The 12,557-nt window shown below is 52.0% G+C and carries 10 protein-coding genes and 6 tRNA genes; 7 read left to right on the top strand and 9 right to left on the bottom strand.

All coding sequences use genetic code 11. The annotated features are described in order from the left end of the window. The first annotated feature begins 34 nt into the window (after positions 1–34). Both KCG39_RS11045 and KCG39_RS11040 read left to right on the top strand, forming a co-directional pair. Entirely contained in the window at positions 35–1,291 is a 1,257-nt protein-coding gene (locus tag KCG39_RS11045; RefSeq protein WP_123828988.1) for a nucleoside permease, read from the top strand. A gap of 98 nt (positions 1,292–1,389) precedes the next feature. Next, positions 1,390–2,274 carry a LysR family transcriptional regulator gene (locus tag KCG39_RS11040; protein WP_004123327.1) on the top strand — a complete coding sequence of 295 codons (885 nt, stop codon included), beginning with the start codon at positions 1,390–1,392 and terminating at the stop codon, positions 2,272–2,274. Between the two features lie 248 nt (positions 2,275–2,522). Here the strand turns inward: KCG39_RS11040 and KCG39_RS11035 are convergent. From KCG39_RS11035 to KCG39_RS11020, 4 genes are all read right to left on the bottom strand, one after another. Next, positions 2,523–2,598 (bottom strand) — tRNA-Lys (locus KCG39_RS11035). A gap of 4 nt (positions 2,599–2,602) precedes the next feature. Further along, positions 2,603–2,678 (bottom strand) — tRNA-Val (locus tag KCG39_RS11030). Positions 2,679–2,724: 46 nt separating this feature from the next. Next, a tRNA-Val gene (locus tag KCG39_RS11025) sits at positions 2,725–2,800 on the bottom strand. Positions 2,801–2,844: 44 nt separating this feature from the next. Beyond that, positions 2,845–2,920 (bottom strand) — tRNA-Val (locus tag KCG39_RS11020). 259 nt (positions 2,921–3,179) lie between these two features. Here KCG39_RS11020 and gltX point away from each other — a divergent pair. Further along, positions 3,180–4,592, top strand: a complete 1,413-nt coding sequence (gene gltX, locus KCG39_RS11015; RefSeq protein WP_142468019.1) for a glutamate--tRNA ligase — start codon at positions 3,180–3,182, stop codon at positions 4,590–4,592. A 63-nt stretch (positions 4,593–4,655) separates the two neighbouring features. On the opposite strand, the gene KCG39_RS11010 is transcribed toward gltX, so the two are convergent. Then, complete coding sequence (locus tag KCG39_RS11010; protein WP_004123323.1) at positions 4,656–5,051, bottom strand: YfeC-like transcriptional regulator; 396 nt, start codon at positions 5,049–5,051, stop codon at positions 4,656–4,658. 4 nt (positions 5,052–5,055) lie between these two features. After that, a complete protein-coding gene (locus KCG39_RS11005; protein ID WP_004123321.1) occupies positions 5,056–5,409 on the bottom strand; it encodes a YfeC-like transcriptional regulator in 354 nt (117 codons plus the stop codon). A gap of 219 nt (positions 5,410–5,628) precedes the next feature. On the opposite strand from KCG39_RS11005, the gene KCG39_RS11000 reads away from it, so the two are divergent. The 3 genes from KCG39_RS11000 (at position 5,629) to KCG39_RS10990 (ending at position 8,207) form a co-directional block, all read left to right on the top strand. Next, positions 5,629–5,704: transfer RNA gene (locus KCG39_RS11000), tRNA-Ala, on the top strand. Positions 5,705–5,745: 41 nt separating this feature from the next. Continuing rightward, positions 5,746–5,821: transfer RNA gene (locus KCG39_RS10995), tRNA-Ala, on the top strand. A 205-nt stretch (positions 5,822–6,026) separates the two neighbouring features. Continuing rightward, positions 6,027–8,207, top strand: a complete 2,181-nt coding sequence (locus tag KCG39_RS10990) for an EAL domain-containing protein (protein WP_049114640.1) — start codon at positions 6,027–6,029, stop codon at positions 8,205–8,207. A gap of 30 nt (positions 8,208–8,237) precedes the next feature. On the opposite strand, the gene KCG39_RS10985 is transcribed toward KCG39_RS10990, so the two are convergent. After that, on the bottom strand, positions 8,238–9,440 hold the full coding sequence (locus KCG39_RS10985; RefSeq protein ID WP_142446731.1) for a NupC/NupG family nucleoside CNT transporter: 1,203 nt from the start codon (positions 9,438–9,440) through the stop codon (positions 8,238–8,240). A gap of 347 nt (positions 9,441–9,787) precedes the next feature. Between KCG39_RS10985 and KCG39_RS10980 the strand changes: the two genes are divergently transcribed. Then, a complete protein-coding gene (locus KCG39_RS10980) occupies positions 9,788–11,023 on the top strand; it encodes an Nramp family divalent metal transporter (RefSeq protein WP_004123315.1) in 1,236 nt (411 codons plus the stop codon). A gap of 48 nt (positions 11,024–11,071) precedes the next feature. On the opposite strand, the gene KCG39_RS10975 is transcribed toward KCG39_RS10980, so the two are convergent. Beyond that, positions 11,072–11,422 carry a DUF2502 domain-containing protein gene (locus tag KCG39_RS10975; RefSeq protein ID WP_004123311.1) on the bottom strand — a complete coding sequence of 117 codons (351 nt, stop codon included), beginning with the start codon at positions 11,420–11,422 and terminating at the stop codon, positions 11,072–11,074. A gap of 130 nt (positions 11,423–11,552) precedes the next feature. Further along, on the bottom strand, positions 11,553–12,545 hold the full coding sequence (mgrA, locus tag KCG39_RS10970; protein WP_004123308.1) for an L-glyceraldehyde 3-phosphate reductase: 993 nt from the start codon (positions 12,543–12,545) through the stop codon (positions 11,553–11,555). Positions 12,546–12,557: the final 12 nt, after the last annotated feature.

Below are 12,557 nucleotides of genomic sequence, written 5' to 3'. Positions count from 1 at the left end.
GGGGTCTTACTTTAATGGCAAGGAACGGAAAAAAATGAGTATCGCCTCTCGCTTAAAGCTCATGTCGTTTTTGCAATATTTCATCTGGGGAAGCTGGCTGGTCACCCTGGGTTCTTACATGATAAACACGTTGCATTTCACCGGCGCAAACGTCGGTATGGTCTATAGCTCCAAAGGGCTGGCGGCTATTATCATGCCCGGCGTTATGGGGATTATTGCCGATAAATGGCTACGTGCGGAACGGGCATATATGCTCTGCCACCTGGTCTGCGCAGCAGTGCTCCTTTATGCGACGACCGTAACCGACCCGGATACCATGTTCTGGGTGATGCTGATTAACGCGATGGCCTACATGCCGACCATCTCCTTGTCTAACAGCGTTTCCTACTCCTGCCTGGCGCAGTCCGGCCAGGATCCGGCGACCGCGTTTCCTCCTGTTCGCGTATTTGGCACTCTTGGTTTTATTGTCGCCATGTGGACGGTGAGCCTGATGGGACTGGAGCTGAGCAGCGCGCAGTTGTATATCGCCTCTGCCGCGTCGTTATTACTGGCGATTTATGCGCTTACGCTACCGAAAATTCCTGTGACCGAGAAGAAACCTGGCACCACATTGTCCGCGAGGATGGGACTGGATGCATTCGTATTATTTAAAAATCCGCGGATGGCCATTTTCTTTTTCTTCGCGATGATGCTCGGGGCGGTACTGCAAATAACTAACGTCTTCGGTAACCCCTTTCTGCATGATTTCGCCCGTAACCCGGCGTTTGCCGACAGCTTTGTTGTGCGTTATCCCTCTATTTTGCTTTCAGTTTCGCAGATGGCGGAAGTCGCCTTTATTCTCACCATTCCTTTCTTTCTGAAACGCTTTGGCATTAAAACGGTCATGCTGATGAGTATGCTGGCGTGGACGCTACGCTTTGGCTTTTTTGCCTTTGGCGATCCGTCTCCGTTCGGTTTTGTTCTGCTGCTGATGTCGATGATTGTCTACGGCTGCGCATTCGACTTCTTTAATATTTCAGGGTCGGTGTTCGTTGAGCAACAGGCGGGGGCTCATATTCGCGCCAGCGCGCAAGGGTTGTTTATGACCATGGTGAACGGTGTTGGCGCATGGGTAGGTTCGATTCTCAGCGGCATGGCCGTGGATTACTTCTCTATTGATGGCGTAAAAGAGTGGCAGACCATCTGGCTGGTGTTCGCGGCCTATTCATTGCTGCTGGCGGCTATTTTTGCCGTTTTTTTCAAATATAAACATGAACCTGAGGAGCTAATGAAGAAAGAGTTGGCCCATTAATCCTCTTCTGCGGCGGGCACATGTTCCGCCGTTTCATTTTTTCTGATGCAGTGTGGTAACTTTGCGCATTATCTTTATGCCCCAGGAGCGCATGAGCCATGGAACGCACGCATCGTATTGATCTGAAGTTATTGCGCTATTTTCTGGCTGTTGCAGAAGAGCTGCATTTTGGTCGTGCGGCGGCCCGTCTGAACATGTCGCAACCCCCGCTCAGCATTCACATTAAAGATCTGGAGCAGCAGCTCGGCACGCTATTGTTTGTTCGTCACTCCCGCAGCGTGGCCTTGACCCACGCAGGAAGAATCCTCATGGAGGAGTCCCGTCGTCTGCTTTCCAGCGCGCATCAGGCGCTGGCGCGAGTGGAGCAGATTGGGCGGGGCGAGGCCGGGCGGGTTGAGTTGGGCGTGATAGGCACCGCAATGTGGGGAAAAATGCGCCCGGTGATGCGTCGTTTTTTGAAAGAGCATCCTAACGTGGAAGTGCTTTTCAGAGAGAATATGCCCGCGATGCAGATGGCGATGCTAGAACGACGCGAGCTGGATGCCGGCATCTGGCGAATGGCGACGGCGCCTTCCCCAGGATTTACCAGCCTGCGCTTGCATGAGTCCTCTTTTCTGGTGGCCGTGCCGGAAGAGCACCCCCTTGCCGCGCGTAAGGCGATCCCGCTTGCGGCGTTGCGTAACGAATATTTTGTCACTATGCCCTCAATACATACCGACTGGACGTTTTTACAACGCGTTTGCCAGAGCGCCGGATTCTCGCCGATGATTATCCGTGAGGTAATGGAGCCGCAAACGGTGCTGGCGATGGTCAGTATGGGGATCGGTATTACGCTCATCGCCGACAGCTATGCGCAAATGATGTGGCCGGGGGTTGTGTTTCGTCCGCTGGAAGAGCGCATACCCGCTGATTTATATATCGTCTATGATCAGCAGCAGGCGACGCCCGCGCTGGAGAAACTGGTTGCGACGCTAGTGAACTAAGCGTTATTGGCGAATGGTAAAGTAAAAGCCTGCTCCGGCTTTGTGTATCGCAGATAGCAAAAAAGCGCCTTTAGGGCGCTTTTTACATTGGTGGGTCGTGCAGGATGACTCGCTTCGCTCGCCCTTCGGACAACGCTACGCGTTGTGCAAAATTGTTCCCAACAATTTTGTCGACTCGAACCTGCGGCAGGTTCGAATCTTACATATTGCAGATAGCAAAAAAGCGCCTTTAGGGCGCTTTTTTACATTGGTGGGTCGTGCAGGATTCGAACCTGCGACCAATTGATTAAAAGTCAACTGCTCTACCAACTGAGCTAACGACCCGAAGTGGTGGGTGATGACGGGATCGAACCGCCGACCCCCTCCTTGTAAGGGAGGTGCTCTCCCAGCTGAGCTAATCACCCACTTCGGTACTTCATTTTACGACAAGAAATCCAGCTGGCGAGAAAGTGGTGGGTGATGACGGGATCGAACCGCCGACCCCCTCCTTGTAAGGGAGGTGCTCTCCCAGCTGAGCTAATCACCCACTTCTCAATTTCTTGCTACACGGCGGAGACTACGTAAAGTAGTTGGTGGGTGATGACGGGTTCGAACCGCCGACCCCCTCCTTGTAAGGGAGGTGCTCTCCCAGCTGAGCTAATCACCCCCGCTGTGTGGAGTCGCATTATAGGGAGAGTTGAAAATGAGTCAACGCCTTTTCTAAATAATTTGTTTGTTCGTCGTAAAATTAAACAAAACGATCGCAATGTCATCTGTGGCGCATGATTTATAAACAAAAAGGGTAAAGCGTGACGTTGAAACGGTAACAACATTGAGGAATCAGCCCACGGTGTTAGAATATTCCCCCATAAAATCCAACGTACACTGCCGCATGTCGGCACCTTTATCAAACGTAAGGCCACTTCATGAAAATCAAAACTCGCTTCGCGCCCAGCCCGACAGGCTATCTGCACGTTGGCGGCGCGCGTACTGCTCTCTATTCCTGGCTTTTTGCACGTAACCACGGCGGTGAGTTTGTGCTGCGTATTGAAGATACCGATCTTGAGCGCTCCACGCCGGAGGCCATTGAAGCCATCATGAATGGTATGAACTGGCTGAGCCTGGAATGGGATGAGGGTCCGTACTTCCAGACCAAGCGTTTTGATCGCTATAACGCCGTCATTGATGAAATGCTGCAGGCGGGCACGGCCTATAAATGCTACTGCTCCAAAGAGCGTCTGGAAGCGCTTCGTGAAGAACAGATGGCGAAAGGTGAAAAGCCGCGCTATGACGGCCGCTGCCGTCATGGCCACGAACATCATACTGACGACGAACCTTGCGTGGTCCGTTTTGCCAACCCGGAAGAGGGTTCTGTTGTTTTTGACGATCAGATCCGCGGTCCGATCGAATTCAGCAACCAGGAGCTGGACGATCTGATCATCCGTCGTACCGACGGTTCCCCGACCTACAACTTCTGCGTAGTTGTTGACGACTGGGATATGGAGATCACCCACGTTATCCGTGGCGAAGACCATATTAACAACACCCCGCGGCAGATTAACATCCTGAAAGCGCTGAATGCGCCGGTGCCGGTTTACGCCCACGTTTCGATGATTAATGGCGATGATGGTAAAAAACTCTCCAAGCGTCACGGAGCGGTCAGCGTTATGCAGTATCGCGACGACGGCTACCTGCCAGAAGCGCTGCTGAACTATCTGGTGCGTCTGGGATGGTCCAGCGGCGATCAGGAGATTTTCTCTCGCGAAGAGATGATTAAACTGTTCAGTCTGGGCGCGGTGAGCAAGTCTGCCAGCGCGTTCAACACGGAAAAGCTGCAGTGGTTGAATCACCACTATATCAATTCACTGGCCCCGGAATATGTGGCAACGCATTTACAGTGGCACATTGAGCAGGAAAATATCGACACCCGTAACGGGCCTCAACTGGCTGAGCTGGTGAAACTGCTGGGTGAGCGCTGCAAAACGCTTAAAGAGATGGCGGCGAGCTGCCGCTATTTCTATGAAGATTTTGCTGAGTTTGATGCCGATGCGGCGAAAAAACATCTGCGTCCTGTTGCCCGTCAGCCGCTGGAAGTGGTGCGCGACAAATTAGCCGCCATTAGTGACTGGACGGCGGAAAATGTCCATCATGCTATTCAGGCAACGGCCGATGAGCTGGAAGTGGGGATGGGAAAAGTGGGGATGCCGCTGCGCGTCGCGGTGACCGGCGCAGGCCAGTCTCCGGCGCTTGATGTAACCGTGCATGCAATCGGTAAGTCACGTAGCGTAGAACGAATCAATAAAGCGCTGGCTTTTATTGCTGAACGGGAAAGTCAATAATCCTGATAGTAATATCGGGAGTTTTAAAACGGTGGGGCAAGCTAACCCCGCCGTTTTTTTTGCCTATTTTTTAGCATCAGCAATCCCTAGCCGGGATAGAAAACCGCTAATCCCTTCGCGGGCAAGAAGATCGCGCAGGTGCAACTGCTCTGCGGGGGTCATCAGGCGCATGGTCTCGACAATCTGGCGCCAGATCGTATCAGCATCATTCACAAAGTATTTGACGACTGGTTCCGCCAGCTGGTTATCAATGGTCAAATGCCGCAGCGCCGGGATATTTGCCAGGAAATCGATTACTGCTTTGTCGATGACAATCAGGCGAGCGCGCCCGCCTTTCACTCCGGGTATGGCTTCCGTCCGCCAATTTTGCTCTCTGGCCCAACGGTTAATGGTTTGCCGGGCGAGGTTAAGGCACTCGGCGAGCTCCGCTGGGGTCATTTTATCTTTAAGTTTCATCATGCTTTCACCGATCGCGGATACCCAGTCGGTTGAGTAGCCCGGTGATCCCTTCACGCAGCAGCAGCGACATAAACAGCTTTTGCTCTCCCGGCGTCATCTCTTTACATAGCGTAAGCAGCAAAGATTCCAGATCGTTATCGGTTGCGGAATAGGGAACGGGGTTTTCGGCTACGCGCTGTGCGCTGCGGATAAACTCGCGAACCTGCTCATTAACATGTACGAGGCGCGCTTTACCGCCCTGCACGCCGGGACGCGGGGAAGTTTGCCACCCCTCTTTGCGTACCCATTTGTTAATCGTTTGCCGGCTGAAGCCAGTCAGATGCGCTATTTCTTCAGGTGTCATTCGTTCCTTGAGCATACTATTTCCTGAGTAAATATGTGGGAATTAGTTGCACATGTTATAGCATCCTTTTAAAGGAAAGCGTGACATGTTTAGCTTCTGGCTGCGATAAGGCTCGCAATGTCAGCCGTTTGCCTGCTTTTTCAGCGATCAAATAGCTGGGATTGATTTTGCCGTTGACACCTGGCGAAGGAATTCATATTATGCCGCCCGTCAACACGACACGCTTTACGTTACGGGGCTATAGCTCAGCTGGGAGAGCGCTTGCATGGCATGCAAGAGGTCAGCGGTTCGATCCCGCTTAGCTCCACCAAAACCTGCACCCATCAGGTTTGGTTCGTAAAGAGGTCCTGTGGGGCTATAGCTCAGCTGGGAGAGCGCTTGCATGGCATGCAAGAGGTCAGCGGTTCGATCCCGCTTAGCTCCACCAAATTCGGAACCCTCGCTACGGCGGGGGTTTTTTGTTTGTCTGACGGACCGAGGAAATGTAAAGCATTCTTTGAATAAGTCAGCAAACCTCTGCGTTAAGTAATTTCAGATTTTTTCACTATTTAAAATCTTGCCTGCCTTTATTAAGCAACATAATATCTGTTGCCTAAATATATTTATTGCAGCTGGAGTTTTAATTAACAATAATGATTGATCATCTTAACATTAAGATCAAAAAAACTCTGCTGGCACTTCTGGTCTGCCTTATCGCAATTCCGCTGTCCCGATTTATTTCCCCACAAACCATTATTGACGGAAATCAAATTTATCTGGCATGGTTACCGCTGAGCTTAATGTATTCCGTGCTTTTTATTTTTGGTCGCTACGCTGTTGCACCATTGATTATCGCGTTTGCGATCACCAATGCCTGGATAATCGATTTGACGCTAGCCCAGGCGCTGATCCTGCTATTCTGCCAGCTCTTCTCGGTTTTTGTCTCCTGCGCTATTATCCGCTTTCAGCTTGGAAGGCGCTGGCGCGCCGGGCTGACGGCAAAACATATGGGCGCGAGGATTTTTTGGGGAGGCTTTTTCGCCCCACTCCTGTTGAAGGTCACGATGTATCTGGCGGGGCGCTTTTTTTCGTTTCCGCTGGCGATCTCAAGCTATTTCGGCAATATGTCAGTTATTTACACCATTATCGATATACAAAGCCTGATTAGCGCCGCATTAATTTTTACGACATTCTTTTATTATCCGTTGCGGATGATTATCAGTCCGCGTTATGCGCGAGCATTCTACCGCAATCTTTGTCACGCGTGGCGGAAGCGCGAGCAGCGGGTATTTACGTTGTATTGGTTTGTGGCCCTGACGGCAATATTACTGGTGCTGTGTACGCCTTATGACTCTGTTTTTATTGCCGGTTATTTAGTCCCGCTTATTTTCATTTTATACTTTATTGGTATTAGCCGCCTGGGACATGCGCTGATTCGCATTTCATGGTCCATTTCCGCCTTTTTACTCGTAGCGTATAACGAGAATTTTTTACATGGGGTACAAACTGAATATTCACTATCGTTTGTTCTTTCAGTATTAATTTGTTTCACTATCTGCTTGTTTTATATGGCGGATATCTATGCACGCAGTGAAAGAATGAAGTTCAGATGGCGGGATCAGGCGGAAGAAGATCCGCTAACCGGTTTACCGAATCTACGCGCGCTGGAGAGTCACCTACGGCAAAACCCTGCTGTTGCCATCAGCAGCCTGCGTATTCAGAATCTGGATTTTCTGAGCCGCCATTACGGCATGATGATGAGAGTGGAGAGCAAAAGGCAGATTGCCCGCAAACTACAGCCGCTATTGGCTCAGGGAGAACGCATATATCAGCTCCCCGGCAGCGAGCTGTTGCTGGTACTCAATGGCCCGGAGCCAGAGGCGCGTTTAAATCATATTGTTTCCACGCTTAACCATAAAAAGTTTAGTTGGAACAACCAGGCGTTGGATCTGGAATTTGGCGCATCATGGGGCGGCTACAGCGGCATAGAATCTGAGCTTCACCCGATGCTTGGTCAGCTTAGCTGGTTATCGGAGCAGGCTGGGGCAGGGCGGCGCGTATTAGCGTTGGACGCGGCGCAGGAGCAGATATCCGATCAAACGAGCGAACAGGTACGGCTGCTGGCGAAAATTAAACAGGCGCTTAGTGAGCGCGGAGTGGTGTTATACGCTCAGCCGATCCGCAATGCCTGCGGAGAAGGGTACTATGAGATACTTAGTCGTATGCGCTGCGGTAATACCATCATTACACCCGATAGGTTTATTCCACTGATTGCGCAATTTAACCTGAGCCAGCGTTTTGATATGCAGGTACTGGAAACGCTGTTTAGTTCGCTCAAACACCACCACGGTCGGCATTTCTCCGTTAACCTGCTGCCCTATACGCTGATGCAAAAGGATAGCGCGGCGCAAATCATCGCTCTGTTTAAACGCTATAACCTGTCGGCAGAGGCGATAACGATTGAAGTTACCGAGGAGCAGGTGTTTTCCGATGTTGAGACCAGCATGCATAACATCCAGCTGCTGCGAGATTTCGGCTGTGGCATCGCGATTGATGACTTTGGTACCGGCTACGCTAACTACGAGCGCCTGAAAAGCCTGCAGGCCGATATCCTGAAAATTGACGGCTGCTTCGTGCGTGATATCGAGACCGATCCGCTGGATGCCATTATGGTCAAATCTATTATTGAAATGGCTAAGGTTAAGAAAATGAAGGTGGTGGCGGAATACGTTGAAACGCCTGAGCAGCGGGAAAAGCTTCTTGAGTTAGGTGTTGATTATCTACAGGGGTATCTGATCGGTAAGCCGCTGCCGTTGAGCGAACTGCAGGCATGAAAAAGCCGGGACTTGCCCGGCTTTCGCTAATTACAGAACCAGCGCGGCGATAGATGCAGAGAGCACGCTCACCAGCGTAGAACCGTACACCAGCTTCAGGCCAAAGCGGGAAACTACGTTACCTTGCTCTTCATTCAATCCTTTAATTGCCCCGGCGATAATACCGATAGAGGAGAAGTTAGCGAAGGAGACCAGGAAGATAGAGATGATACCTTCCGCACGCGGAGAGAGCGTGGCGGCAACTTTCTGCAGATCCATCATGGCGACGAATTCATTAGAAACCAGTTTGGTGGCCATAATACTCCCTACCTGCAGCGCTTCACCCGCCGGTACGCCCATTACCCACGCTACCGGATAGAAGATATAGCCGAGGATCCCCTGGAAGGAGATACTATAGCCGAACCAGCCGGTGACGGTGGCGAACAGGGCGTTCAACGCGGAAATCAGCGCGATGAAGCCAATCAGCATGGCGGCAACGATAATCGCCACTTTAAAGCCCGCCAGAATGTATTCACCCAGCATCTCGAAGAAACTTTGGCCTTCATGCAGGTTGGACATCTGCAGGTTTTCTTCGCTTTTGTCGACGCGGTACGGGTTAATCAGCGACAGAACGATAAAGGTGCTGAACATGTTCAGTACCAGCGCCGCGACCACATATTTTGGCTGCAGCATGGTCATGTACGCGCCCACGATAGACATGGAGACGGTAGACATCGCGGTCGCCGCCATGGTGTACATGCGGTTGCGGGACATCTTGCCAAGAATATCTTTATAAGCGATGAAGTTTTCAGACTGGCCCAGAATCAGGGAGCTGACAGCGTTAAAGGATTCCAGCTTGCCCATGCCGTTGATTTTGGACAGTACGGTACCGATAGCGCGAATGACGATAGGTAGAATGCGAATATGCTGCAAAATACCGATCAGCGCAGAAATAAAGACGATCGGGCACAAAACTTTCAGGAAGAAGAACGCCAGACCTTTGTCGTTCATGTTGCCGAAGACGAAGTTTGTCCCTTCATTAGCGAAACCGAGGAGTTTTTCAAACATCTCGGAGAAGCCCTTCACAAAACCCAGACCAATGTCAGAGTTCAGGAAGAACCAGGCCAGCAGCACTTCAATGACCAGCAGCTGAATGACATAACGAATACGAATCTGCTTACGGTTGTGGCTGACCAACAGGGCCAGAATGGCCACCACTACGATCGCGAGAATAAAGTGCAGGACGCGGTCCATATTTGCTCCAAACATGAGGCAGGTTAAATTTCTTTGCACATTCTATGTAACAAGCGCAAAGAAAACGAGAGCTGGAACACACTATTGCAAGGATATGTGACTAATGGCAAAAATAGTGATCAACCATGCATTTTTGTTATGTTACGTAAAGGTTTTAAAAGTTGCTCTCTTGTACTATTCTGGTGATTAATTAAAAGCGTTTATCAGTTCCCCGGTTTATCAGTTGCCGACCCGCTATCGTTCCCTCCTATCACAGCAATCATTATCACCATTTCAAATGAACTTGATAATCATTCGCATTTTGATAGCATGAAACATAGCAAAGGCTATATTTCCAGAGGCAGAAAATGACAAACAGTCGCGTTGAGAATAGCAGCGGTCGCGCAGCGCGCAAGATTAAGCTCGCCCTGATGGGGCCGGCGTTCATTGCTGCCATTGGCTATATCGATCCGGGTAACTTCGCCACCAACATCCAGGCCGGCGCCAGTTTTGGCTATCAGCTGCTATGGGTGGTGGTATGGGCTAACCTGATGGCGATGCTGATTCAGGTGATGTCGGCGAAGCTGGGCATTGCCACCGGAAAAAATCTGGCAGAACAAATTCGCGACCACTACCCGCGTCCTGTAGTCTGGTTTTACTGGGTGCAGGCCGAAATCATCGCGATGGCGACCGACCTTGCCGAATTCATTGGCGCGGCTATCGGATTTAAGCTGGTGCTCGGCGTGTCATTGCTACAGGGCGCGGTGCTGACGGGGATTGCGACGTTCCTGATTCTGATGCTGCAGCGTCGCGGTCAAAAGCCGCTGGAAAAAGCGATTGGCGGACTGCTGCTGTTCGTCGCCGCGGCGTATGTCGTAGAGCTTATCTTCTCCCAGCCCGCGCTGGCGCCGTTGGCGAAAGGGATGCTTGTTCCGTCTCTGCCGACTAGCGAGGCGGTATTTCTTGCCGCCGGGGTGCTGGGGGCGACCATCATGCCGCATGTGATCTATCTACATTCATCCCTGACTCAGCACCTGCACGGTGGCACGCGGAAAGAGCGCTATAACGCCACGCGCTGGGATGTGGCGATTGCCATGACGATCGCGGGCTTTGTTAATCTGGCAATGATGGCAACCGCCGCTGCGGCCTTCCACTTCAATGGTCACACCGGCGTTGCCGACCTTGATCAGGCCTATCTGACGCTTGAACCCTTGCTGAGCCACGCGGCAGCCACCATCTTTGGCCTGAGTCTGATTGCGGCGGGTTTATCTTCTACGGTTGTTGGGACCCTGGCGGGGCAGGTGGTGATGCAGGGCTTTATCCGCTTTCATATCCCGCTGTGGTTTCGTCGGGCGATCACCATGCTGCCGTCGTTTATCGTGATTTTAATGGGGCTGGATCCCACGCGTATTCTGGTGATGAGCCAGGTATTGCTGAGTTTCGGTATTGCCCTCGCGCTGGTGCCGCTGCTGATATTCACCAGCGACTCCCGCTTGATGGGCGATCTGGTCAATTCCCGGTGGGTAAAACTGCTGGGGTGGGCGATTGTCGCCGTCGTTGTAGCGCTTAACGGCTGGTTGATTGTTGGGACGATATTCAGTTAAGCGCGATAATGAAAAAGGGAGCCGGATGGCTCCCTTTTATGATGAATATTAATGGTGGCCGTGGCCATGTCCGCGACCGCCGCCTGGTCCACGACCCCAACCGCCGCGTCGGTCATCACGGTCATTCCAGCCTTCACGATAGCCGCGCTCGTAGGCTTTACGTTTATCCCAGCCGCGATGCCAGCCGTTATCGTGACGACGCCAGCGGTTATCGCGCCATTCATAGTGTCGACGCCAATAATCACGGTCGCGCCAGCCGCCACCGTCCCAGTAGTTACCATAATTGTCGCGATCGCCAATTTGTAATTTTATTGATGGCAACAGGGTGATTTCACCAGCATTAGCGACCAATGGCGCTGAAGCCAGAAGCACTGCAGCCAAAATCAGTGACCTGAACATACTCTTCTCCTTCACGATCGGGGCCGTTGTCGGCCTGTTAACCTGATATTACGGGGCAGTAAAGCCCCGTCGTATCGGAGGAACTCCTAAATCGCCAGTGAGAGCACTTTTTGCTAAAGTAACAATGAATTTACACCGCAAGGATCGCGTCGATGGTTGCCCGCTCTTCGGCGCTGAAATGGCGGTTTTCCAGCATGCCAACTGCATCGTCGAGCTGTGAGGTTTTACTGGCGCCAATCAGTGCTGAAGTGACTTTCTCATCGCGCAGCACCCAGGCCAGCGCCATCTGCGAAAGCTTCTGCCCGCGGGATTCGGCCAGCGCGTCCAGTTGGCGAACTTTTTCCAGTTTGCTTTCAGTAAGCTGATCCGGTTGCAGGAACCGGCTGCCGCTGGCGGCGCGGGAGTCAGTCGGTATGCCGTGCAGGTAACGGTTAGTTAACTGGCCGCCCGCCAGCGGTGAAAACGCTATACTTCCCACCCCAGCGGTGTGCAGGAAATCCAGTAATCCCTCTTCGACCCAGCGTTCAAACATCGAATATTTTGGCTGATGAATCAGGCACGGCGTGCCGAGATCGTTAAGGATGTTGACGGCTTGCCGGGCCTGTTCGAGCGGATAGTTGGACAAGCCGACGTACAGCGCCTTGCCCTGGCGGACGATGTGGTCCAGCGCGCGCATGGTTTCCAGCAGCGGCGTTTCGGGGTCAGGGCGGTGGTGGTAGAAAATGTCGACATAGTCCAGGCCCATTCGTTTAAGGCTTTGATCGAGGCTGGCGATCAGGTACTTGCGCGATCCCCAGTCGCCATAGGGGCCGTCCCACATGGTGTAACCGGCTTTGCTGGAGATGATCAGCTCATCGCGATAGGGCAAAAAATCCTCTTTCAGAATACGGCCAAAATTGCTCTCCGCCGATCCCGGCGGTGGCCCGTAGTTATTGGCTAAATCGAAATGGGTTATGCCGAGATCGAATGCGTGACGCAGAAGCTGACGGCTGGTTTCCACCCGCGTTTCATCGCCAAAATTATGCCAAAGCCCCAGAGAAATTGCCGGTAGCTTTAGTCCGCTATGACCGCAGCGGCGGTATTCCATCGTTTGATATCGCGTGGCGTTTGCCTGGTAAACCATACTTCCTCCGCA

This window comes from Klebsiella pasteurii (genome assembly GCF_018139045.1).
In the GTDB taxonomy this organism is placed as follows: domain Bacteria; phylum Pseudomonadota; class Gammaproteobacteria; order Enterobacterales; family Enterobacteriaceae; genus Klebsiella; species Klebsiella grimontii.
This window is presented reverse-complemented; position numbering and strand designations above follow the sequence as displayed.